The 22,351-nt window shown below is 68.8% G+C and carries 19 protein-coding genes; 15 read left to right on the forward strand and 4 right to left on the reverse strand.

Annotated elements, in window-relative coordinates; translation table 11 throughout:
- Positions 1-254 precede the first annotated feature (254 nt).
- Positions 255-1,577, reverse strand: a complete 1,323-nt coding sequence (locus RT688_RS06075) for a sigma-54 dependent transcriptional regulator (protein ID WP_313703944.1) — start codon at positions 1,575-1,577, stop codon at positions 255-257.
- A gap of 190 nt (positions 1,578-1,767) precedes the next feature.
- Entirely contained in the window at positions 1,768-2,988 is a 1,221-nt protein-coding gene (locus RT688_RS06080) for a metal-dependent hydrolase (RefSeq protein WP_313703945.1), read from the reverse strand.
- Positions 2,989-3,151: 163 nt separating this feature from the next.
- Between RT688_RS06080 and RT688_RS06085 the strand changes: the two genes are divergently transcribed.
- The 6 genes from RT688_RS06085 (at position 3,152) to RT688_RS06110 (ending at position 11,130) form a co-directional block, all read left to right on the forward strand.
- Complete coding sequence (locus RT688_RS06085; protein WP_313703946.1) at positions 3,152-4,702, forward strand: methyl-accepting chemotaxis protein; 1,551 nt, start codon at positions 3,152-3,154, stop codon at positions 4,700-4,702.
- 118 nt (positions 4,703-4,820) lie between these two features.
- Entirely contained in the window at positions 4,821-6,275 is a 1,455-nt protein-coding gene (gene hemN / locus RT688_RS06090) for an oxygen-independent coproporphyrinogen III oxidase (RefSeq protein WP_313703947.1), read from the forward strand.
- Positions 6,276-6,279: 4 nt separating this feature from the next.
- Positions 6,280-7,044 carry a sulfite exporter TauE/SafE family protein gene (locus RT688_RS06095; protein ID WP_313703948.1) on the forward strand — a complete coding sequence of 255 codons (765 nt, stop codon included), beginning with the start codon at positions 6,280-6,282 and terminating at the stop codon, positions 7,042-7,044.
- Positions 7,041-9,464, forward strand: a complete 2,424-nt coding sequence (locus tag RT688_RS06100) for a heavy metal translocating P-type ATPase (RefSeq protein ID WP_313703949.1) — start codon at positions 7,041-7,043, stop codon at positions 9,462-9,464. The genes RT688_RS06095 and RT688_RS06100 overlap by 4 nt, the downstream gene beginning before the upstream one ends.
- A 2-nt stretch (positions 9,465-9,466) precedes the next feature.
- On the forward strand, positions 9,467-9,625 hold the full coding sequence (gene ccoS / locus RT688_RS06105) for a cbb3-type cytochrome oxidase assembly protein CcoS (protein ID WP_313703950.1): 159 nt from the start codon (positions 9,467-9,469) through the stop codon (positions 9,623-9,625).
- A gap of 65 nt (positions 9,626-9,690) precedes the next feature.
- Positions 9,691-11,130 carry an alpha/beta fold hydrolase gene (locus RT688_RS06110; protein WP_313703951.1) on the forward strand — a complete coding sequence of 480 codons (1,440 nt, stop codon included), beginning with the start codon at positions 9,691-9,693 and terminating at the stop codon, positions 11,128-11,130.
- A gap of 3 nt (positions 11,131-11,133) precedes the next feature.
- On the opposite strand, the gene RT688_RS06115 is transcribed toward RT688_RS06110, so the two are convergent.
- Complete coding sequence (locus RT688_RS06115; RefSeq protein ID WP_313703952.1) at positions 11,134-11,529, reverse strand: TraR/DksA family transcriptional regulator; 396 nt, start codon at positions 11,527-11,529, stop codon at positions 11,134-11,136.
- Between the two features lie 292 nt (positions 11,530-11,821).
- Between RT688_RS06115 and ccoN the strand changes: the two genes are divergently transcribed.
- From ccoN to RT688_RS06155, 8 genes are all read left to right on the forward strand, one after another.
- Complete coding sequence (gene ccoN, locus RT688_RS06120; RefSeq protein ID WP_313703953.1) at positions 11,822-13,303, forward strand: cytochrome-c oxidase, cbb3-type subunit I; 1,482 nt, start codon at positions 11,822-11,824, stop codon at positions 13,301-13,303.
- Positions 13,304-13,319: 16 nt separating this feature from the next.
- Positions 13,320-13,937, forward strand: a complete 618-nt coding sequence (ccoO, locus tag RT688_RS06125; RefSeq protein WP_313703954.1) for a cytochrome-c oxidase, cbb3-type subunit II — start codon at positions 13,320-13,322, stop codon at positions 13,935-13,937.
- A 1-nt stretch (position 13,938) separates the two neighbouring features.
- The gene (locus tag RT688_RS06130; RefSeq protein WP_313703955.1) at positions 13,939-14,106 is read left to right on the forward strand and encodes a cbb3-type cytochrome oxidase subunit 3; all 168 of its coding nucleotides are present in this window, start codon (positions 13,939-13,941) and stop codon (positions 14,104-14,106) included.
- A complete protein-coding gene (ccoP, locus tag RT688_RS06135; protein WP_313703956.1) occupies positions 14,099-15,049 on the forward strand; it encodes a cytochrome-c oxidase, cbb3-type subunit III in 951 nt (316 codons plus the stop codon). Before RT688_RS06130 ends, ccoP begins: the two co-directional genes overlap by 8 nt.
- Positions 15,046-16,428 carry a cytochrome c oxidase accessory protein CcoG gene (ccoG, locus tag RT688_RS06140; RefSeq protein WP_313703957.1) on the forward strand — a complete coding sequence of 461 codons (1,383 nt, stop codon included), beginning with the start codon at positions 15,046-15,048 and terminating at the stop codon, positions 16,426-16,428. Before ccoP ends, ccoG begins: the two co-directional genes overlap by 4 nt.
- A 12-nt stretch (positions 16,429-16,440) precedes the next feature.
- On the forward strand, positions 16,441-16,965 hold the full coding sequence (locus tag RT688_RS06145; protein WP_313703958.1) for a FixH family protein: 525 nt from the start codon (positions 16,441-16,443) through the stop codon (positions 16,963-16,965).
- Between the two features lie 393 nt (positions 16,966-17,358).
- Positions 17,359-19,194: a DUF885 domain-containing protein gene (locus RT688_RS06150; protein ID WP_313703959.1), complete on the forward strand. Its 1,836-nt coding sequence runs from the start codon at positions 17,359-17,361 to the stop codon at positions 19,192-19,194.
- 249 nt (positions 19,195-19,443) lie between these two features.
- Positions 19,444-19,872, forward strand: a complete 429-nt coding sequence (locus RT688_RS06155) for a VOC family protein (RefSeq protein WP_313703960.1) — start codon at positions 19,444-19,446, stop codon at positions 19,870-19,872.
- Between the two features lie 13 nt (positions 19,873-19,885).
- On the opposite strand, the gene fnr is transcribed toward RT688_RS06155, so the two are convergent.
- The gene (fnr, locus tag RT688_RS06160; protein WP_313703961.1) at positions 19,886-20,653 is read right to left on the reverse strand and encodes a fumarate/nitrate reduction transcriptional regulator Fnr; all 768 of its coding nucleotides are present in this window, start codon (positions 20,651-20,653) and stop codon (positions 19,886-19,888) included.
- Positions 20,654-20,885: 232 nt separating this feature from the next.
- Between fnr and RT688_RS06165 the strand changes: the two genes are divergently transcribed.
- Complete coding sequence (locus RT688_RS06165) at positions 20,886-22,343, forward strand: cytochrome ubiquinol oxidase subunit I (protein WP_313703962.1); 1,458 nt, start codon at positions 20,886-20,888, stop codon at positions 22,341-22,343.
- Positions 22,344-22,351 lie beyond the last annotated feature (8 nt).

A 22,351-nucleotide genomic window follows, 5' to 3' on the forward strand; every position in this document is an offset into this window, starting at 1 on the left:
TTGCGGATAGTCATTGTTGTCAGGAATTTAATGCGTGGTGGGTGTACCGGATATGGAACAGTTGTGTGCCGTTTCGCGCGCCTGGCAGTGGACACTCCTGCGGCGAAGTGTTCACCCGCCATGCATACGGCGCGTGACAGTCCGCGCCGACGCCGCGCCTGGACGCGCTCCTACAGGCGCGTGCGCAGGCCGCCGTCAGCGCGGCGCGCCACGGAAGAAGGAGCGGGTGCGGGGGATGGGGGAGGCGTGGCGGCTCAGGGCCGCATGCCGTGCTTGGCGAGCAGGCGGTACATCGTGGTGCGCGAGACCCCGAGGTCGCGCGCGGCGCGGCTGACGTTCTGGCCGCTGCGGTCGAGGCAGGCGCGGATCGCCAGGCGCTCGGAGCTGCAGCGGGCGTCGTCGAGCACGGCCTCGATCGGCGGCGACGGCATCGCCAGGTCGAGGTCGTCGGGCTCGATCCATTTGCCGTCGGCCATGACCATCGCGCGCCGTACGCGGTTGATGAGTTCGCGCACGTTGCCCGGCCAGCTGTGGGCCGTGATCGCGGTGACCGCCTTGCTGCTGAAGCCCTTCAGGCGCGCCGGCCGGTCGGCCGCGTACAGGTGGAAGAAGTGCTCGGCCAGTTCGACCAGGTCTTCGCGCCGCTCGCGCAGTGGCGGCACCGTGACCGGCAGCACCGACAGCCGGTAGTACAGGTCTTCGCGGAAGTCGCCCCTGGCCACGGCCTGCTGCAGGTTGACGTGCGAGGCCGAGATCACGCGCACGTCGACCGGAATGGCGCGCGTGGCGCCGAGGCGGATGATGGTCTTGTCCTGCAGGAAACGCAGCAGGTTGGCCTGCAGGTCCTTCGGCAGGTCGCCGATCTCGTCGAGGAAGAGGGTGCCGCCGTTGGCCGACTCGATCAGGCCGACCTTGTCGCGCGCCGCGCCGGTAAAGGCGCCGCGCTCGTAGCCGAACAGCTCGGAATGGATCAGGTTGGGGGCGATCGCGCCGCAGTTGATCGGCACCAGCGGCCCGGTGGCACGCAGCGACTGGCGGTGGATGGCCTGGGCGGTGAGCTCCTTGCCGCTGCCGCTCTCGCCCCAGATCAGCACCGGCGCATCGACCTTGGCCACCCGTTCGACCTGGCTGCGCAGGCGCTGCATGGTCTCGCAGCTGCCGATCAGGGCCGAGGGCGCCGAGCCGGCACGCGGGCGCGGCCGGCGCAGCAGCGCATGCCCGTGCACGTGGCCCAGGGTGTGGACCAGGCGCCGCATGTCGAGCGGCGCCGTGTGGTAGTCGCACAGGTAGTCGGCGACCAGGTCGCGGCAGGCCGGAATCACCAGGGTTTCGACACGCAGCACCCCGACCCACTGGACCTGGCTGTGCTGGCGCAGGAAGCGGTCGACTTCGAGATGCGGACGGGCGCCGATCACGTGCACCAGCAGGCCGACGAGATAGGCTTCCTGGCGCAGCGCCGAGCGCGCTTCGTCGAGGCTGGCGACAGCGCGGATCTCCCAGTCGGGCATGTCGGCGCGCAACATGGCGGCCGCGCCGGGGCTGTCGGGGGCAATGCAGAGTAGGCGCTTCGGGGTCATCCATTCTCCTGGCACGAGCCGCGACGATCCGCGAGCGCGGATGCTTGCCCCGCACCGTGCGGGCGCCGCCGTGTAACCGGAGGTAAGCATACCGCATTGCGGGAGTTGTACGCCCGACAATTGAAATCGACGTATCGTGTTACCAACGCGACAATATGTTGACTTGACAGCCCGGTCCGCTTGCGCAAATTTAATGCAGGCCGAGTAGATCGGCGCGTGGGTATCCCCACTGCGGCACGGGCGACGGGCAGGGCGTGCCCGCCTGCGCCTGCCGCGCGTAGGGCAGGCTCGAGAAATTCCGCTCTCCGCGCGGCGCGTAGCGCACGTCGGTGGCAACCCCGCCGCTGACCGACGGCATGCGCGCGAAGCGCAGCCAGGCGTCGAAGCGGCAATCGGACGCGCGCAGCGCGCGCAGGCGCGCCGTCGAGCCGCGCTCTTCCCAGGTCCAGGATAGCCCGCCGGGCGCCTGGCCGACGTATTCGCCGTGGATCATGAAGGGGCAGGACGCCGCCGGCGTCACGCCGGGGGCCAGGCTCAGCACGCCGCGCCGCACCCGGTACTCGTCGCCGCCGCCGGTCACGCTGATGACGGTCCAGCACAAGGGATTGGCGGGAAAGGCCGACAGCGCCGTGTCGAGGATGCGCGCGCCCGGGTCGAGTTGGCGCAGGGACGCCGCCACCTGTTCGCGCGCCAGGCGCGCGCTGCCCGCCTGCACCAGCACGAAGCCGAGCACGAGCGCCACGCCGGCGACCAGGGCGCCGCGTTCGCTCGCGCGCCGGGTCAGCCAGGACGACAGCAGCCAGATCGCCGCCAGCGCGGCGAACGAGCCCCACTGCAGGAAGCCGGCCAGCGCGAACAGGCCCGGCACCGCCAGCAGCAGCGCCAGGAAGGTGCGCCGCAGCCAGGGCCGCGCGACGTGGGCCGCGAGCGGCGTCCCGAGCGCGACCCAGAACACCGGCTCGACGATGAACACAATGTCGCCGTAGAACCAGCGCGGGTCGAACGGCGCGAACGGATGGATGCCGTAGACGTTCATCGCGTCCATCCCGAAGTGCAGCAGGAGGCCGAGAACGATGGCGGCGCCGGCCCCGAGGCGCGCTTGCGGGCTGGCGCGCAGCAGGGCGCGCGCGGCCGGCCACAGCAGCCAGATCGCCGCCAGCAGCAGCGCCTGGGGCAGGGCATACAGCAGGGTGTGGGTGTGGCCGCGGTGATGCAGCAAATAGCCGAGCGGCTCCGCGGCGAGCGGGGTGAGCACCAGGTCGAGGTCGGGGAAATTGCTGGCAATGGCCGCGCAGGCGAGCAGCAGGCGGCGGCGCGTGCCGGCGCGCCCGGCATCGGCCTCCGGCGGCAGCAGGCGGTGGGTCAGTTCGCCCAGCGCAAGGCCGGCAAGGGAATGGGTCAGGTTATCCATCCGGCAATCTTATCACTCTGTATACAGCGTTGCGGCAACGGTACGAAAGCGCGTCGTTTGCGCTTCTGCCATTGTGGTTGGGGCAAGTTTTCGTGATGGCGTACACATGCTCGCGTACAATCCGCCCTTGGATATTTGCCGTACGGAAACAAAGGAGAGCGCAGTGCGTACCAATTTGCCGGTCACCGGGATCGAATACCGGATGAAGGAAGGCCAGTCGATCGTCTCGAAGACCGACACCAAGGGCCGGATCACCTACGTCAACCCGAGCTTCATCGAAGTCAGCGGGTTCGGCGAAGAAGAACTGCTGGGCAAGGCCCACAACATCGTGCGCCATCCGGACATGCCGCCCGAAGCCTTCGCCGACATGTGGCGCACCCTGCAGTCCGGCCGCCCCTGGACCGGCATGGTCAAGAACCGCCGCAAGAACGGCGACTTCTACTGGGTGGTGGCGAACGTGGTGCCGGTCAAGGAGCGCGGCCAGGTGATCGGCTACATGTCGGTGCGCACGACGCCGACGCGCGAACAGGTCGAGGCCGCCGATGCGCTGTACCGCAAGTTCCGCGCCGGCCAGCAGGGCCAGCTGGCGATCCGCGGCGGCCAGGGGGTGAAGACCGGCCTGGCCGGACGCCTGCGCGACCTGCGCCGGCTGCCGCTGGGCCGCCGGCTCGGCCTGGTCATGGGGGGCCAGGCCGTGCTGCTGGCGCTGCTTGGCGTGGCTGCGGACGGTACGCCGTGGCGCCTGCTTGCCGGCCTGGGCGTGCTCGGCACCCTGGCCGCCTGGGCGCAACTCCACCACAGCATCGTGGCGCCGCTGCGCCACGCCACCGATACCGTGTACGCACTGGCCGGCGGCGACCTGTCGCACTCGGTCGAGGTCGGCCGCGACGACGAGATCGGCCAGCTGTTGCTGGCGCTGCGCCAGATGAACGTCAACCTGCGCGCCATCGTCGGCGACGTGCGCGGCAACGTCCACACCATCGAGCAGACGACGCGCGACATCGCCGCCGGCAACACGGACCTGGCCGGCCGCACCGAAGCCCAGGCCGCCAGCCTGGAGCAGACCGCGGCCAGCCTCGACCAGATCGCGGCGGCCGCCACCCGCAATGCCGACAGCGCCCAGCGCGCCGATGGCCTGGTCGACGCCGCGGCCAACGTGGCCGGGCGCGGCGGCGATGCGGTGGACCGCGTCGGCGGCACCATGGGCCAGATCAGCACCTCGGCCACCCGCATCGTCGACATCATCGGCCTGATCGACGGCATCGCCTTCCAGACCAATATCCTGGCCCTGAACGCCGCGGTCGAAGCAGCGCGTGCGGGCGAGCAGGGGCGCGGCTTCGCCGTCGTCGCCGGCGAAGTGCGCAGCCTGGCCCAGCGCTCGGCCGGCGCCGCCAAGGAAATCAAGGCCCTGATCGACGACTCGGTGCACAAAGTCGGCCAGGGCAACGCGCTGGTGGGCGAAGCCGGCCAAACCATGCGCGAGGTGGTCTCCTCGGTGCAGCAGGCCGCCACCATCATGCATGACATCACGCTGGCCAGCCGCGCACAGGGCGGCGACATCGCCCAGGTGAACGCGGCGATGGCCGAACTCGACGCGATCACGCGCCAGAACGCGGCGCTGGTCGAGCAGTCGGCCAGCGCCTCGGCCAACGTGGCGGAGGAGGCGGCGCAGCTGGGGCAGGCGCTGTCGGTGTTCAAGCTGGGCCGGGAATAGAGGGCCTGGCTCCGCCGGATTTGATGCAAGTCAAGGATTTTGCCGACGTGCATCAATAGACTCCTGCCATCAGCTGTGCCGCGCCGTGCGGCACGGCAGGCAGCAGGAGTCACTCAACATGCTTCACCAGGAAATCCCGTTCGCGTCCAAACGCATCCCGCCGGTCGTGGCCGCGAAAACCGTCGAATTCGACCCCGAACTCATCCAGCGCCTCGGCAAGAACGGCCCGCGCTACACCTCCTACCCGACGGCGGACCGCTTCGACGACCGCTTCAACTACCGCGACTACCTGCACGCCGTCGCCGCCGTCCGCACCCGCGGCGGCGCCCGCCCGCTTTCGCTCTACCTGCACATCCCGTTCTGCGACACGGTCTGCTATTACTGCGCCTGCAACAAGATCGTCACCAGGAACCGCGAGAAGGCCGCGACCTACCTCGGCTACCTGAAGCGCGAGATCACGATGCAGGCCGGGCTGTTCGCCGGCATGAACGAAGTCGAGCAGCTGCACTTCGGCGGCGGCACGCCGACCTACCTGAGCGACGAGCAGATGGGCGAGCTGATGGCCCACCTGCGCCGCAGCTTCCGCTTCGCGCCCGACGAAGCGGGCGAGTATTCGATCGAGGTCGATCCGCGCACGGTGTCCGCCGCGCGCGTGCACAGCCTGCGTGCCCAGGGTTTCAACCGCATCAGCCTGGGCGTGCAGGACTTCGACCCGGACGTGCAGAAGGCGGTGAACCGGGTCCAGCCCGAGCTCGATACGCGCGCCATCATCGGGGCCGCGCGCGACGCCGGCTTCCGCTCGGTCAGCATCGACCTGATCTACGGGCTGCCGAAGCAAAGCCTGGAAAGCATGGCCGTCACCATCGAGAAGGTGATCGATGCCAGCCCGGACCGCATCTCGATCTACCATTACGCCCACCTGCCGCACGTGTTCAAGCCGCAGCGCCGCATTCTCGAGGCCGACATGCCCTCGTCGAACGAGAAGCTGGGCATGCTGGCGCTGTGCATCGAACGCCTGACCGATGCCGGCTACGTCTACATCGGCATGGACCATTTCGCCAAGCCGGACGACGACCTGGCCGTGGCCCAGCGCCAGGGCCGCCTGCACCGCAACTTCCAGGGCTACTCGACCCATGCCGACGCCGACCTGATCTCCTGCGGGGTGTCCGCCATCAGCGCCGTCGGCGCCACCTACAGCCAGAACGCCAAGACCCTGGCGGCGTACTACGAGGCGCTGGACAACAACGAACTGCCCGTCGTGCGCGGCATCGCGCTGGGCATGGACGACCTGCTGCGCCGCACCGTGATCCAGAAGCTGATGTGCCAGTTCGAGCTGTCGGTCTCCGCCATCGAGCAGGCCTTCCCGATCGCCTTCGGCCAGTATTTCGCGGCCGAGATGGCGGTGCTGCGCCACCTCGAGCGCGACGGCCTGGTGAGCATCGAGGGCGACTGGATCTCGGTGACGATGCGCGGACGCCTGCTGATCCGCAACGTCTGCATGGTGTTCGACCGTTACCTGGCGGCGCCGGCCATGACGCCGCCCGCAGTGCCACGTTACTCGCGCACCGTCTGAAACCATGAGCGTCAGCCTGTTCCCGGTGTTCGTGGTGGGCCTGCTCGGCAGCGTCCACTGCGCCGGCATGTGCGGCGGCATCGTCGGCGCGCTGTCGTTCGCGCCGCGCCGCCCGGGCACGGGCGCGGGCGCCGCGGTCATCGCCCTGCGTCCGGTGGCCGCCGCGCCGGCCGGCGTCAACGTGGCCGCCTACAACCTCGGGCGCATCGCCAGCTACACGGCGGCCGGCGCGCTTGCGGGCGGCCTGGCGCAAGGCGCGGGCGCGCTCTCGGGCCTGCCCCTGCTGCAGGCCGGCGCCTACTGGCTCGCGAACCTGATGCTGGTCGCCATGGGCCTCTACCTGATGGGCGCCTGGTCCGGCATCGCCCACGTCGAGCGGGCAGGGCAGTGGTTGTGGCGCCGGGTGCAGCCGCAATTGAAGCGCATCGGCCCGCCCGACACGCCCGGCCGCATGGTTGCGGCCGGCGCGCTCTGGGGCTGGCTGCCCTGCGCGATGGTCTACAGCGTCCTGGTGACCGCCATGCTGAGCGGCTCGGCCGCCTCGGGCGCGCTGACCATGCTGGCCTTCGGACTCGGTACGCTGCCGATGATGCTGGCGCTCGGCCTGCTTGGCGCCCGCCTGCGCGGCTGGCTGCGCCTGCCGGCGGTACGCATCGCCTGCGGCGCGCTGGTGCTGGGTTTCGGCGTGCTGGGCCTGGCGCGCGCCGCGGGCGGCCTGCCGCCGAGCTGGCTGCACACGCTGTGCGTGACGCCGGGAGTGGCTCCATGAGGGACGGCAGCCTGCCGGACAGCGGGGGCGCCATCGCGCAGGATGGCTGCTTCCACTGCGGCCTGGCGCTGCCGCCGCCGTCGCCGACCGTGCGGCATTGGCGTGCGACGGTCGGCGGCGTCGAACGCGCCATGTGCTGCCCCGGCTGCGCCGCGGCGGCCCAGGCCATCGTCGACGCCGGCTGCACCGATTACTACGAGACCCGCAGCGGCTACGGCGCCACCGTCGAGCGCCTTGACGCGCCCGAGCTGGCGCTGTTCGACGATGCGGGCAACACCGGCGAGGGCGGCCTCACGGTCGAAGGCATCCGCTGCGCCGCCTGCGTCTGGCTGATCGAGCGCCGCATCCAGGCCGTGCCGGGCGTGCGCGAAGCGCTGCTGAACGTCAGCACCGAGCGCCTGCAGGTGCGCTGGGATCCGGCGCGGTGCAAGGTCAGCGACATCCTGCGCGCGCTGCGCGCGATCGGCTACACCGCCTATCCCTACGACGCGCGGCGCCACGGCGAGCAGCTGGAACGGGCGCGCAAGAAGCTGTTCCGTCAACTGTTCGTCGCCGGCCTGTCGATGATGCAGGTGATGATGTACGCGTTCCCGGTCTACATGGCCACCGACGGCACCATGGACGCCGACATGGCCGCGCTGATGGGCTGGGCCTCGCTGCTGCTGACGCTGCCGGCGGTGTGCTATTCGGCGCTGCCCTTCTTTCTTGGGGCCTGGCGCGACCTGCGCCGCGGCGTGCCGGGCATGGACGTGCCGGTGGCGCTGGGCGTCGCCGCGGCCTTCGTGGGCAGCACCGCGGCCCTGGTCAAGGGCCAGGGCGAGGTCTATTTCGATTCGATCACGATGTTCGTGTTCCTGCTCTTGGCCAGCCGCTACCTGGAGCTGCTGGCCCGCCGCCGCGCGGCCGGTGCGCTCGAAGCCCTGCAGGAAGGCATGCCGGCATCGAGCCTGCGCATGCCGGGCTATCCGCACAGCCGCGCCACCGAACTGGCGGCGGCGGGCAGCCTGCGGCCGGGCGACGTCGTGCTGGTGGCGCCGGGCCAGGCGGCGCCGGCCGATGGCGTCATCCTGGAAGGCGAGACCGAGGCCGACCTGTCGCTGCTGAGCGGCGAAAGCCGCACCCGCCGCATGGGGCCGGGCGACACGCTGCCCGGCGGCGCGGTGAACGTGGCGCAGGCGGTGGTGCTGCGCGTCGGCGCGGCGGCGCGCGACAGCACGCTGGCCCTGCTGGTGCGCCTGGTCGAGAAAGCCGGGCAGGGCAAGCCGGCGCTGGCGCTGTGGGCCGACCGGGTGGCCGCCTGGTCGGTCGCGGCGCTGCTGGTGCTGACCGCGCTCGTGTTCGCAAGCTGGCAAATGATCGACCCGGCCCGCGCCTGGCCGGCGGCGATCGCGGTGCTGGTCGTGACCTGTCCCTGCGCGCTGTCGCTGGCCACGCCCACCGCGCTGGCGGCGGCCACCGATCGCCTGCTGCGCCGTGGCGTGCTGGCGCTGAGCCCGCACACGCTGGAAACGCTGGAGCGCGCCACCCACGTCGTGTTCGACAAGACCGGCACCCTGACCCTGGGCCGGCCGGTGCTGTGCGCGACGCACACCTTCGGCGGCGTCGACGCGGACCGGGCGCTGGCGATCGCCGCCGCGCTGGAAGCGGGCAGCGCCCACCCGCTGGCGCAGGCGATCCGCGCCGCGGCGCCGTCGGCGACGGCCCAGGCCAGCGGTGTCGCCTACACGGTCGGGCAGGGATTGGAGGGCGAGATCGACGGCCTGCGCTACCGCCTCGGCGGGGCGGCCTTCGTCGCGGCGTTGGCGGGCGATGCGCCGCCGCTTGCGCCCGACGGCGAGGGCAGCGCCGTCTGGCTCGGCAGCGCCGGCGCCTGGCTGGCGCGCTTCGACATCGCCGACGGCTTGCGGCCCGAGGCGCTCGAGGTGGTGCGCCGCTTCGAGGCCGCCGGCAAGACCGTGGTCCTGCTCAGCGGCGACGACGCGCGCACGGTGGCGGCGGTGGCGAGCCGGCTCGGCGTCAAGGTCGCGGCGGGCGGCCAGCTGCCGGACCAGAAGCTGGACTTCGTGCGCCGGCTGCAGGGCGAGGGGGCGGTCGTGGCGATGGTCGGCGACGGCATCAACGACGCCGCCGTGCTGCGCGGCGCCGACGTCTCGTTCGCGATGGGCGGCGGCGCGGCGCTGGCCCAGCTGCATGCGGACGGCGTGCTGCTCGGCGACAGCCTGCTGCCGCTGGTGGACGCCGCCGACACCGCGCGGCGCACCTTGGCGATTATTCGCCAGAACCTGGCCTGGGCCAGCGTCTACAACCTGGCCGCGATCCCGCTGGCGGCGACCGGGCTGCTCAACCCCTGGCTGTCCGGCATCGGCATGGCGGCCAGTTCGGCCATCGTCGTGCTCAATGCGCTCAGATTAAGGAAATAAGCATGGAAGCCCTGTATCTGCTGATTCCCCTCAGCCTGGTGCTGGTCGCCGTGGCGATCTGGATCTTCTTCGGGGCCGCCGACAGCGGCCAGTTCGACGACCTGGAAGGCCCGGCGCTGCGGGTGCTGCGCGACGACGACCGCGCCGCGCATACAGATTAATCCCTTCTCGACAATCAGTTTCCTTGCAGTTACTCTAGATTTTTTTACAAGCTTGCGAGGGTACGATGATGAAGCCGATGCGCCGCCTGGTCCTGGCGGGATGGATCCTGGGAACGGCCGGCGCCGCGCAGGGCGCCGATTTTCGGCCCTGCGACGATGACGCCGCCAATCCAGCCCTTGCCGGCAGCCTGTGCGCGCTCGAGCAGGTGCCGGGCGATCCATCCGGCCTGGCCGGCGCGCCGGCCGCCGACGTCCGGCTCTTCGTGCGCAAGTTTCCGGTGGCGGGGTCGTCCCGCGGCCAGCTCTGGCTGGTCGCCGGCGGCCCCGGCGAGTCGGGCGCGTCGTTCTACGGCCTGGTGCCGCAGTTGCGCAAGGCGTTTCCCGGCTTCGACCTGGTCATGCCGGACCACCGCGGCACCGGCTTCTCGACGCGCCTGTGCCCGGACGAGGAAGCGCCCGGCTCGAGCGGCGGCACGGCGCTGGCCGGCGCCGAATGGGCAAGCTGCTTCCGGCGCCTGAACGAGAACCCCGCTTACGCGCGCCAGTTCTCCGAGACGAATGCCGCCCATGACCTGAAGCTGCTGCTCGAGCGCAGCCCGCGGGCAGGCAAGACTTTCGTCTACGGCGTATCCTACGGCACCCAGCTGGTGCTGCGCACGCTGGCGCTGGGCGCGCAGGGCGTCGACGGCGTGGTGCTCGATTCGCTGGTGCCGCTGCAGGACGACGCCACGGCCGACCTGAGCCGGCGCTCGCTGGTGACCGATGCCGTCGGCCGCGCATGGCTCGGGCGCTGCGACAGCGATGCGCATTGCCGTGGCCAGATCGGAGAGCCGGCCGAGACGGCCTACCGCCGGCTGCTGGCGCGGCTGGAAACCGATACGGCCCTGCGCGAGGCGGTGCCGGGCAAGAACCTGCGGCGCTTCTTCGGCGGCATGCTCGACGTGCCGGTGGCGGCCGCGATGATGCCGTACGTCGTCAAGGACATGAATGCCGGGAAGGACGGCTGGCTCAAGCATGCGATCGGCGCGATCGAGTATGCGGCATCGGCGCTCGGGTCCTTCCCGCAGTCGCCGCCCTCGATCCCGCTGGTGTCGATGATCAGCGCCTCCGAGAACAACCTGCGTCCCGGGATGCGCGCCGAGGACGTGAAGGCGGAAGAGAAGGAGCTGCTGTTCGTCAGTTCCTTGCCGGCCTTGCTGGTCGAGCCGGGCCTGCCGGTATATGCGCGCGACGCCCAGTTCAACCGCGCCCCGGCGCGCCTGCCGCGCACGCTGGTGATCCAGGCCGCGCTCGACCCGAAAACGCCGCACGGCGCTGCGCTGCGCCACGTCGAGGTGCTGCGCAAGGCCGGCCCGGTCGAGGTGACGACGGTCGAGAACGGCGCGCACTTCGTGCTCTGGACGATGCCGTCCTGCTTCGAACAGGCCGCGCGCGCCTTCGTCGATGGCGCGCCCCAGCCCGAGGCGGTATGCAGGAACCGGACGGTGTATGTGACCGGAAGCTGAGCCTTACATGGTCGGCCCGCGCCCGGTATGGCCTTCCTTCTCGATGCGTTCCTGGCACTGGATGCAGGTCTGCACCGTCGGCGTGGCCAGCAGGCGCTGTTCCGGGATGTCGCAGCCGCAGGAGACGCAGATGCCGTAGCCGCCCGATTCCAGGCGGCCGATGGCGGCGTCGATCTCGTGCAGCAGGGCGGTTTCGTGGTCGGCGAAATGCTGTTCGTCGTGGGCCGTCATTTCGGCTTCGCCCGCGTCGTCGCCCTGGGCCATGTGGGCGCCCGGCGCGATCGGCGGCGGCGTGTCGCCGTCGCTGTCGGTACGGGCGCGGACGGTGGCGAGGGTTTCTTCACGGGCTTGCGTCAATCGTTTCGAGACTTCGTCGTGCAGGGCTTGCGAGATGGGCATGGGATTTTCCTGTCGATGTATGGGGGCGTAGGGTGGGCGCGGCCGGCGTAGGCACTCCGTGCCCACGCGTTACGTGTTCATCCCTGAACCGGCGGCCTCGACGATTCGCTCCGTGGCTTGTCGATCGACTGCGAGCGCCAACTTTGTTCTGTATGACCCGCCAACACCGCTCATCGTTCCGCGTGGGCACGGAGTGCCCACCCTACAACATTTTGATTCACATCAAGGATTTTTAAGGTCCAGAAATCTACTCTCCCGGCTGTGATCGCAGTCAATCCATCGGGAGAATATCTTGGAAGGCAGTCTAAACTATAACTACAAGATCGTGCGCCAGTTTGCCATCGCCACGGTCGTGTGGGGCGTCATCGGCATGGCCGCCGGCGTCTTCATCGCGGCCCAGCTCGCCTGGCCCGCGCTCAACTTCGACATCCCCTGGCTGTCCTACGGCCGCCTGCGGCCGCTGCACACGAATGCGGTGATCTTCGCCTTCGGCATCTGCGGGCTGTTCGCTACCTCGTATTACGTGGTGCAGCGTACCTGCCAGGTGCGCCTGTTCTCGGACAAGCTGGCCAGCTTCACCTTCTGGGGCTGGCAGGCGGTGCTGGTGGCGGCCGCCGTCACGCTGCCGATGGGTTTCACGCGCGGCAAGGAGTACGCCGAACTCGAGTGGCCGATCGCGCTGCTGATCACGGTGGTCTGGGTGGCCTATGCGGTGGTCTTCTTCGGCACCATCGTCAAGCGCAAGGTCCAGCACATCTACGTCGCCAACTGGTTCTTCGGCGCCTACATCATCGCGGTCGCGGTGCTCCACATCGTCAACGGCGCGGTCGTCCCGGTCTCGGCCTTCAAGTCCTACTCGGTCTACGCCGGCGTGCAGGACGCCATGATCCAGTGGTGGTACGGCCATAACGCGGTCGGCTTCATCCTCACCGCCGGCTACCTGGGCATGGTCTATTACTTCATCCCGAAGCAGGCCGAGCGCCCGGTGTATTCCTACCGCCTGTCGATCGTGCATTTCTGGGCCCTGATCTTCACCTACATGTGGGCCGGCCCGCACCACCTGCACTACACCGCGCTGCCCGACTGGACCCAGTCGCTGGGCATGGTGTTCTCGCTGATCCTGCTGGCGCCAAGCTGGGGCGGCATGATCAACGGCGTGATGACGCTCTCCGGCGCCTGGCACAAGCTGCGCTCGGACCCGATCCTGAAGTTCCTGATCGTCTCGCTCTCGTTCTACGGCATGGCGACCTTCGAGGGACCGATGATGTCCATCAAGACCATCAACTCGCTGTCGCACTACACCGACTGGACCGTCGCCCACGTCCATGCCGGCGCCCTGGGCTGGGTCGGCTTCATCACCATGGGCTCGATCTACTACCTGATCCCGCGCCTGGCGGGCAAGAAGCAGATGTATTCGATGCAGCTGGTCGAAACGCATTTCTGGGTGGCGACCATCGGCATCGTGCTGTACATCGCCTCGATGTGGATCGCCGGCGTGATGCAGGGCCTGATGTGGCGCGCGGTGAACCCGGACGGCACCCTGACCTATACCTTCGCCGAAAGCGTGAAGGCGACCTATCCGTACTACGTGATCCGCTTCACGGGCGGCTTCCTCTACCTGTCGGGCATGCTGCTGATGGCCTTCAATACCTGGAAGACCCTGGCCGGCACCGTCAACGTGGATGCGCCAATCCCGCAGCCGCACAAGCCGCAGCATGACGCTGCCCACGTCGAAGCCTGCGCCGTCGAGAACCGCGTTCCGACGCACGCCTGAACTGGAGTCGAAAGCAATGAAAAACTTTACCCATGAATGGATCGAGAAGAATCCCTGGCTGCTGATCGGCCTGGTGATCCTGGTGATCTCCTTCGGCGGCCTGGTCGAGATCGTGCCGCTGTTCTTCCAGAAATCCACCACCGAGCCGGTCGCCGGCCTGAAGCCCTATTCTCCGCTGCGCCTGGCCGGCCGCGACATCTATATCCGCGAAGGCTGCTACAACTGCCACTCGCAGATGATCCGCCCGCTGCGCGCCGAGACCGAGCGCTATGGCCATTATTCGGTGGCCGGCGAGTTCGTCTACGACCACCCCTTCCAGTGGGGCAGCAAGCGCACCGGCCCCGACCTGGCGCGCGTCGGCGGGCGCTACAGCGACGAGTGGCACCGCACCCACCTGGACAACCCGCGCGACGTGGTGCCGGAATCGAACATGCCCGGCTATCCGTGGCTGGCGAAGACGAAGCTGAACCCGGCCGAGATCGTGCCGAAGATGCGCGCGATGCAGCTGCTTGGCGTGCCGTACGGCGAGGAAGAGATCAAGAACGCACCGGCCGAAGTGACCGGGAAGACCGAGCAGGACGCGCTGGTCGCCTACCTGCAAGGCCTGGGCACCCAGATCAAGACGAGGAACTGACATGGCTATCGAACAAATCTTTGACAGCGCGAGCAGCGTGATGACGGTGGTCTCCTTCGCCACCTTCATGGGCATCGTGCTGTGGACCTTCCTGCTCAAGCGCAGCGCCGACTTCGACCGCGCGGCGGCGCTGCCCTTCGCCGACGACAAGGAGGACGAGCATGTCTGACTTCACGAGCGGCTTCTGGAACTGGTACGTCGCCCTGATCACCATCGCCTCGATCGCCGGCTGCGCGATCCTGTTGTGGTCGCAGTCGCGCTTTCGCGTGAAGATCGGCAAGGACGGCCAGCCCGAGAAAACCACCGGCCACGTCTGGGACGAGGACCTGACCGAACTGAACACCCCGATGCCGCGCTGGTGGATGGGCCTGTTCTATTTGACCATCCTGTTCGGCGTCGGCTACCTGGTGCTGTATCCGGGCCTGGGCAGCTATGCGGGCAAGCTCGGCTGGGCTTCCACGGGCGCCTACAAGGCCGAACTGAAACAGGCCGAGAGCGAATACGGCCCGCTGTTCGCGCGTTACGCCAGCCAGGACCTGAAGGCGGTCGCCGCCGATCCGCAGGCGCGCGCGATCGGCGAGCGCATGTTCCTGAACTACTGCGCCCAGTGCCACGGCTCTGACGCGCGCGGCAACAAGGGCTACCCGAACCTGACGGACTCCGACTGGCTGCATGGCGGCGAACCGGACACCATCAAGAAGACCATCATGGCGGGCCGCATCGGCCAGATGCCGCCGATGGGCGCGGCGCTCGGCTCGGACAAGGACATCGAGGCGGTCGCGCATTACGTGCGCAGCCTGTCGGGCCTGACCGCCGACCCGGTGAAGGTCGCCTTCGGCAAGCCGAAGTTCATGGCCTGCGCCGCCTGCCACGGCGCCAAGGGCGAAGGCAACCCGATGCTGGGCGCCCCCAACCTGGCCGACAAGGTCTGGCTCTACGGCGGCAGCGCCGACACGGTGATGGAAACCATCCGCAAGGGCCGCAGCAACACCATGCCGGCCTTCGGCGAGTTCCTGGGCGAACCCAAGGTGCACGTGCTGGCGGCCTATGTGTGGAGCCTGTCGAATCCCGCCTCCGGTACGGTTGAAGAGAACAAGGTAGCGGCAAAATGAACGCCCCCCATGAAGCGGTCGTCAAGATGTACGCCGCGCGCGAGGAGATCTACCCGCGCGAGGTGAAGGGCCGCTACGCCACGCTGCGCTGGGCCTGCCTCTGGCTCACGCAGATCCTGTTCTATGGCGCGCCCTGGCTGCAGTGGAACGGCCGCCAGGCGATCCTGTTCGACCTCGGCACGCGCAAGTTCCACCTGTTCGGCCTGGTGCTGTGGCCCCAGGACTTCATCTACCTGGCGGGCCTGCTGATCGTCTGCGCCTACGGCCTGTTCCTGGTCACCGCGGTGGCCGGGCGCGTGTGGTGCGGCTTCGCCTGCCCGCAGACGGTATACACCGAACTGTTTCTCTGGATCGAGCGCAAGATCGAGGGCGCGCGCAGCGCCCGCATCCGCCTCGACCGCCAGCCCTGGACTGTCGAGAAGATCTGGAAGAAGGGCGCCAAGCACGCGGCCTGGCTGGCGGTGGCGCTGTGGACCGGCTTTACCTTCGTCGGCTACTTCACGCCGGTGCGCACGCTGCTGGGCGAGATCGCGAGCTGGAGCATCGGCCCCTGGGAAGCCTTCTGGGTGCTGTTCTACGGCTTCGCCACCTACGGCAACGCCGGCTGGATGCGCGAGCAGGTATGCAAGTACATGTGTCCCTACGCCCGCTTCCAGAGCGCGATGTTCGACAAGGACACCCTGATAGTCACCTACGACCGCGCGCGCGGCGAACCGCGCGGCCACGGCGCACGCACGGAAGCAGCCAAGACCGGCGACTGCATCGACTGCAGCATGTGCGTCCAGGTCTGCCCGACCGGGATCGACATCCGCCGCGGCCTGCAATACGAGTGCATCGGCTGCGCCGCCTGCGTCGACGCCTGCAACGGCGTGATGGAGAAGGTCGGCAAGCCGGCGGGCCTGATCCGCTACGCCACCGAGAATGCGCTCGCCAAAGGCTGGGGCACGCGCGAAGTGCGGCGCCGCCTGGCGCGCCCGCGCGTGCTGGTCTACACCGCGGTGCTGGGCCTGCTGGTCGCGGCGATGACCAGTTCGCTGGCCCTGCGCACGCCGCTGAAGGTGGACGTGATCCGCGACCGCGGCTCGATGGGACGCGAGGCCGAGGATGGCCGCATCGAGAACGTCTACCGCCTGCAGCTGATGAACACCAGCGAGACGCCGCGCCGCTACCGGCTCGCGGTGAGCGGCATGGCCGGCGCCAGCATCGTCGACGCCGACGTCGTCGCGCTCGACGGCGCCAGCACGCGCGCGGTGCCGGTGCGGGTGCGCGCCGACGGCGCGGGCCAGGCCGGCTCGCACCGCATCGACTTCACCGTCACGGCGCTCGACGACCCGGCGGTCGCCGTGCGCGAGGAAGCGGCCTTCATCGTGCCGCGCTAAAAGGAAATGATCATGCAAGCGACTTCACCCGTTCTTCAAACCGCGCCGTGGTACCGCCACCGCTGGCCCTGGTTCATCATGCTCGGCCCGCTGGCGGTGATGCTGGCCACCGCCGTCACGGTCGTCCTGGCGCTGCGCACGCCGGACGCGGTGGTGGTCGACGACTACTACAAGCAGGGCAAGGCCATCAACCAGGACCTGCGCCGCGACCACGTCGCCACCAGCCTGAAACTGGTGCTCGACGCCGGCTTCGACGCCCGCACCGGCACGCTCGCGGGGCGCCTGCACAGCTTCGGGCGGCCGATGCTGGCCCCGTTTCGCATCTACCTGGCGCACCCGACCCAGCCGGGGAAGGACCTGGCGATCGAGGTGCTGCCGGACGATTACGGCCACTTCCGCGTCCAGGTGCCAGGGCTGGAGATGACGCACTGGCAGGTCGTTGTCGAAGGCGAGGGCAGGCAATGGCGCCTGGCGCGCAGCTGGAGCCCGGGGAAGGACGCGGTCCTGCGGATCGCCGCGGATAACGTGCAACCGTAATTGCGGGCTTGTCGCCTTTCGTAGGGTGGGTTCTCGAACCCACGCGGTATGGTGCCGTCGTGTACCGCATCGTTGATCCTGGTTCGTGGCCGTGATGCCGTCGCCGGCACGCGCGCGGCGAGACCGCGTGGGCACCGGTGCTCACCCTACGAACGGCCGGCGCAGTTGTAGGGTGGACTCCCGAGTCCACGCGGTAATGGTACCGTCGCGTGCCGCACCGTTGATCGTGGTGCGTGGCCGTGATGTCATCGCCGGCACGCGAGCGGTGAGACGCGTGGGCACAAGTGCCCACCCTACGCCCCCACCGCAGCTGTAAAGACTGTCCTTCCCCAACTCTTCCATGTTAGATTTTCGTCACGGTAACTTGCCGTCTAACTAAAAGAAGAGACACCCATGCCCGCAGCTTCCCAGCGCGTCCTGCGCTCCGCCATCGCCTCCCTGTTCGTCCCGCTCGCCATCGCCGGCGCCGTCCTCCCGCAGGCCGCGCTCGCCGCACCGGCCACCTCCGCTGTGGCGGTCAAGCCGAACGCCGCCTTCGACAAGTGGGCCGACCAGTTCGCCCAGGAATGGGTGCGCGGCAATCCGCAGTTCGCCACCGCCACCCAGTACTTCGGCGGCGCCGAGCAGGATGCCCTGGACCGCCAGCTCACGCCGCAAACCCCGGCCCAGCGCAAGAAGATGATCGCCAAGGCGAAAGAGGGCATCGCGCGCCTGGACAAGTGGATGGCCGGTCCGCTGGACGAGACCCAGCGCATTTCGGCGGCCGTGATGCGCTGGTCGCTGTCGAACACGGTCGCCAACGCGCCCTTCGAGGACCATGGCTTCGTGTTCCAGCAGTTCAGCGGCGCCCAGGTCAGCCTGGTGAACTTCATGACCCAGACCCACCCGATGCGCCGCGCCTCGGACGTGGACAGCTACCTGGCGCGCCTGGAGCAGGTCGGCACGCGCATGGACGAAGCCCTGGGGCGCGCCCGCGCGGCCGCGGCGAAGAAAATGATCCCGCCGCGCTTCATCCTCGAGCGCGCCCAGTACCAGGTCGACACCTTCCTCAAGCCGGCCGCCGCCGAGAACGTGCTGGTCACCTCGCTGGCGCAGCGCACCGCGTCGCTGCAAGACCTGAGCCCGGAAGCCCGTACCGCCGCGATCGCGCGCGCGACCCGCATCGTCGAGGACAAGATCCGTCCGGCCTATACCCGCGTGCAGGCCTTCATGGCCGAGCTGCATCCGAAGACGAACGACGTCGCCGGCATTTCGCGCCTGCCGGACGGCCTGGCCGCCTACAAGCGCGCGCTGGCGAACTACACCAGCACCGACCTGAAGGCGGAGCAGATCCACGCCATCGGCCTGCGCGAAGTGGCGCGCATCGAAGGCGAGATGGACAAGCACCTGCGCGCGCTCGGCTTCAACGATGGCAGCATCGAGGAACGCATGAAGGCGCTCGACGCCACCTTCCAGCCGAAGGGCGAGGGCGATCCCCGTCCCGCCATCCTGGCGAAGTATGCCGAGATGGTGAAGGACGCGGAAGCGCGCAGCGAGCCGCTGTTCAAGCTGAAGCCGCGCGCGCCGGTCGAGGTGCGCCGCGAGCCGCCGTTGACCGAGGCCTCGGCCGCCGCCCACTACAGCCTGCCGGCGCCGGACGGCAGCCGCCCGGGCGTGTTCTGGGTGCCGCTGCGCGGTCCCACCTTCAGCATGATCCGCATGCGCAGCCTGTCCTATCACGAGGCGGTGCCGGGCCACCACTTCCAGCTCGCGATCCAGCAGGAACTGGAGGGCATCCCGAAATTCCGCAGCCGGCGCATCTTCAGCGGCGGCAGCGCGCACAGCGAAGGCTGGGCGCTGTACACCGAGCGCCTGGCGGTGGAGCAGGGCTGGTACGAGGGCGACGTCCCGGGCTTGTTGGGGGCGCTCGGTTCCGAGCTGTTCCGCGCCCGCCGCCTGGTGGTCGACACCGGCCTGCACACCAAGGGCTGGACCCGCCAGCAGGCGGTCGACTATGGCATCAACGTCGAGGAAGTCGACCGCTACGTCGCCTGGCCCGGCCAGGCCACCGCCTACATGATCGGCATGCTGCGCATCGTCGAACTGCGCGAGAAGGCCAGGGTCGAGCTGGGCGAGAAATTCTCGCTGCCGGGCTTCCACGACATGGTATTGAGCAGCGGTTCGGTGCCGCTGGAGGTGCTGGGCCAGCTGGTCGACCAGTGGATCGCGAAGGAAAAGGCGAAGGCGTAAGCGCTGACGCGATCCTTGGGTGGGCACGCCGTGCCCACGCGAACCGTCGACCGATCGACTGCTTCCGTCCGAATGACGATGCCGGCAAGGGCGTAGGGTGGACACCTGTGTCCACGCGGTAGGGCGGCTGATCAGCCGCATCGACAACAAGAACCGCGTGTGGCTGCGTGCGATGACACGGCGTGGACACGGGTGTCCACCCTACGGTAATCTGGAGACTCCCGCCGATCACGCTACAAGGAGCGCAGCATGGAAACCCAGGAATTGCACCGCGGACGCCTCATCGACCACCTCCAGCTCGTCGTGCGCGATCTTGCCGCGGCCCGCAAGTTCTACGGCGCGGTGTTCGAGGTCCTGGGCGTGCCGCTGGGCGGCGAGGGCGAGGATTATTTCTGGGTCGACGAGCTCTTCGTCTCGACACCCGGCAGCGCGGCGGCGCAGGGCGTGCCGACCGGCCGCCACCACCTGGCCTTCCAGGCCGCCGACCGCGCCATGGTCGACGCGTTCTACGAAGCGGCACTACGGGCCGGCGGCCGGGACAACGGCGCGCCCGGCGAGCGCAGCTACCATCCGGGCTACTACGGCGCCTTCGTGCTCGACCCCGACGGCAACAACATCGAGGCCGTGTACCATGGTCCGGCCACGCGTAGCGCCCAGTCGGTCAAGGTGACGTTCTAGTCAGGCCAACCGGTCACGCCATCGGACTGCACTGCTCGGTGCCGGCGGCGATCGCGCGCAGGTGGGCCGGTTCGAGCAGGGTGACCTCGCGCTTGTCGACCGCGATCCAGCCCTGTTTCTTGAAGCGCGACAGCAGGCGGCTGACGCTCTCGATGGTCAGGCCGAGATAGTTGCCGATGTCCTCGCGCGACATGCGCAGGGCGAAGCTGGTCGAGGAATAGCCGCGCGCGGCGTAGCGGGCCGACAGGTTCACCAGGAACACCGCGAAGCGCTGCTCGGCGCGCATGTTGCCCAGCAGGAGCATGACGTTCTGTTCGCGCGTGATCTCCTGGCTCATCATGCGGTGGAAGTGGCGCAGCAGGGCCGGCACCTCGCCGAACAGTTCCTCCAGCCGCGAGAACGGGATCTCGCACACCTCGCTGCTTTCCAGCGCGACCGCGTCGCAATGGTGGCGGTCGCCGCTGATCGCATCCATGCCCAGCAGTTCGCCGGCCATCTGGAAGCCGGTGATCTGCTGCTCGCCCGCCGCATTCACCTGGTAGGTCTTGAAGTGGCCGAAACGCACCGCGTACAGGCTGCGGAAGGGCTCGCCCATGGCGTACAGGCGCTCGTCGCGCTCCAGGCGGCGGCGCCGCCCGATGATCTTGTCGAGCCGCTCGATGTCCGCGTTTTCCAGGCCCATCGGCAGGCAGAGCTGGTGCATGCTGCAGGCGCTGCAGCTGGCCTTCAGCGCCTGGATGCTGATCGGGGACGAAGCGGGGGAAGGGGTGGCTTGGGTCATCGGTCTACGAATAGTCGCGGTCAATACGGGGATTATAGTCCGGTCCGGTGCCGTGGCCAGTCTTTTGCCGCAAGACTGTCCAGCCGGAAAAGATCGATAAGCTGGTGCAATGGATGCGAGACCTGTGCGGACTCTGTGCGCGCGCATGCGGGTCAAGGCGCGCCAAGGATGCCAATTGTGCGCTTGCCAAGCCGTGCTAGATTCTGGACACCGCAGATCACGAGGAGGGTTCATGTTCGGCCTATCGGCGTTGGACCTGGCACGCATCCAGTTCGCTTTCACGATGTCGTTCCACATCCTGTTCCCCGCAGTGACCATCGGCCTGGCGAGCTACCTGGCCGTGCTCGAGATGTCCTGGCTGCGCACCAGGCGCCAGGTCTACGTCGACCTCTACCACTTCTGGTTGAAGATCTTCGCCGTCATGTTCGGCATGGGCGTGGTCTCGGGTATCGTGATGGCCTACCAGATCGGCACCAACTGGAGCTATATGTCCGAGTTTGCCGGCAGCATCATGGGGCCGGTGCTGGCCTACGAGGTCCTGACCGCCTTCTTCCTCGAGGCCGGCTTCCTCGGCGTGATGCTGTTCGGCTGGAACCGCGTCGGGCCCCAGCTGCACTTCGTCGCCACCTGCATGGTCGCGGTCGGCACCCTGATCTCGGCGACCTGGATCCTGGCCGCCAACAGCTGGATGCAGACGCCCCAGGGCTATGCCATCGAGGGCGGGCGCATGGTGCCGGCCGACTGGCTGGCGATCGTCTTCAACCCCTCCTTCCCGTTCCGCCTGCTGCACATGGTGGTCGCCGCCTACCTCACCACGGCCCTGATCGTCGGCGCGGTCGGCGCCTGGCAACTGTTGCGGCGGCGCGACAATCCGGCGGTGCGCAAGATGCTCTCGATGGCGATGTGGATGCTCCTCATCGTCGCCCCGATCCAGGCCGTCATCGGCGACTTCCACGGCCTGAACACCGCCGAGCACCAGCCGGCCAAGCTGGCCGCGATGGAAGGGCACTGGCGGAACGAGCCGGGCGAGGCCATCCCCTTGCTGCTGTTCGGCATACCCGACATGGAAGCCGAGCAGACCCGTTACGCCGTCGGCATCCCGCGCCTGGGCAGCATCATCCTCACCCACAGCTGGGACGGCCAGTTCCCCGGCCTGAAGGACTTCCCGAAGGACGAGCGGCCGAATTCCCTGATCGTGTTCTGGAGCTTCCGCCTGATGGTCGGACTGGGCCTCCTGATGATCGCGCTGGGCGTGTGGAGCCTGCTGCTGCGGCGCGGCGGCCAGCTCTTCACGAAGCGCCTGTTCCTGCGCGCGGCCTTGTGGATGGGGCCGGCCGGACTGGTCGCCATCCTGGCCGGCTGGGTGACCACCGAGGTCGGGCGCCAGCCCTGGGTGGTGTACGGCGTGCTGCGTACGGCCGACGCGGTGTCGCCGCACGGCGCCCCGGCCCTGGCCCTGACGCTGGCGATCTTCGTGGTGGCGTATTTCTTCGTGTTCGGCGCCGGCACCGCCTACGTGTTGCGCCTGATGCGCAAGGGGCCGCAGCACTTCGAACTGAACCGCGCCCCCGAGGGAGGACCGGGCGAGGAGCGCACGCCGATGCGTCCGCTCTCGGCCGCCGACGTGGGCAACGACGACGAAGGCACGGCCGAGGGCGCGGGCGACGGCGCCGACCACGGCAAGCGCTGAACGAGAGG

Source organism: Massilia sp. (assembly GCF_032106685.1).
Taxonomy (GTDB): domain Bacteria; phylum Pseudomonadota; class Gammaproteobacteria; order Burkholderiales; family Burkholderiaceae_D; genus Telluria.

Bases quoted from the DNA above. Each gene is read 5' to 3' on its own strand.
- RT688_RS06075 (WP_313703944.1), bottom strand. From the start codon at position 1,577: ATGACCCCGAAGCGCCTACTCTGCATTGCCCCCGACAGCCCCGGCGCG.
- RT688_RS06080 (WP_313703945.1), bottom strand. From the start codon at position 2,988: ATGGATAACCTGACCCATTCCCTTGCCGGCCTTGCGCTGGGCGAACTG.
- hemN (WP_313703947.1), top strand. From the start codon at position 4,821: ATGCTTCACCAGGAAATCCCGTTCGCGTCCAAACGCATCCCGCCGGTC.
- RT688_RS06095 (WP_313703948.1), top strand. From the start codon at position 6,280: ATGAGCGTCAGCCTGTTCCCGGTGTTCGTGGTGGGCCTGCTCGGCAGC.
- RT688_RS06100 (WP_313703949.1), top strand. From the start codon at position 7,041: ATGAGGGACGGCAGCCTGCCGGACAGCGGGGGCGCCATCGCGCAGGAT.
- ccoS (WP_313703950.1), top strand. From the start codon at position 9,467: ATGGAAGCCCTGTATCTGCTGATTCCCCTCAGCCTGGTGCTGGTCGCC.
- RT688_RS06110 (WP_313703951.1), top strand. From the start codon at position 9,691: ATGATGAAGCCGATGCGCCGCCTGGTCCTGGCGGGATGGATCCTGGGA.
- RT688_RS06115 (WP_313703952.1), bottom strand. From the start codon at position 11,529: ATGCCCATCTCGCAAGCCCTGCACGACGAAGTCTCGAAACGATTGACG.
- ccoO (WP_313703954.1), top strand. From the start codon at position 13,320: ATGAAAAACTTTACCCATGAATGGATCGAGAAGAATCCCTGGCTGCTG.
- RT688_RS06130 (WP_313703955.1), top strand. From the start codon at position 13,939: ATGGCTATCGAACAAATCTTTGACAGCGCGAGCAGCGTGATGACGGTG.
- ccoP (WP_313703956.1), top strand. From the start codon at position 14,099: ATGTCTGACTTCACGAGCGGCTTCTGGAACTGGTACGTCGCCCTGATC.
- ccoG (WP_313703957.1), top strand. From the start codon at position 15,046: ATGAACGCCCCCCATGAAGCGGTCGTCAAGATGTACGCCGCGCGCGAG.
- RT688_RS06145 (WP_313703958.1), top strand. From the start codon at position 16,441: ATGCAAGCGACTTCACCCGTTCTTCAAACCGCGCCGTGGTACCGCCAC.
- RT688_RS06150 (WP_313703959.1), top strand. From the start codon at position 17,359: ATGCCCGCAGCTTCCCAGCGCGTCCTGCGCTCCGCCATCGCCTCCCTG.
- RT688_RS06155 (WP_313703960.1), top strand. From the start codon at position 19,444: ATGGAAACCCAGGAATTGCACCGCGGACGCCTCATCGACCACCTCCAG.
- fnr (WP_313703961.1), bottom strand. From the start codon at position 20,653: ATGACCCAAGCCACCCCTTCCCCCGCTTCGTCCCCGATCAGCATCCAG.
- RT688_RS06165 (WP_313703962.1), top strand. From the start codon at position 20,886: ATGTTCGGCCTATCGGCGTTGGACCTGGCACGCATCCAGTTCGCTTTC.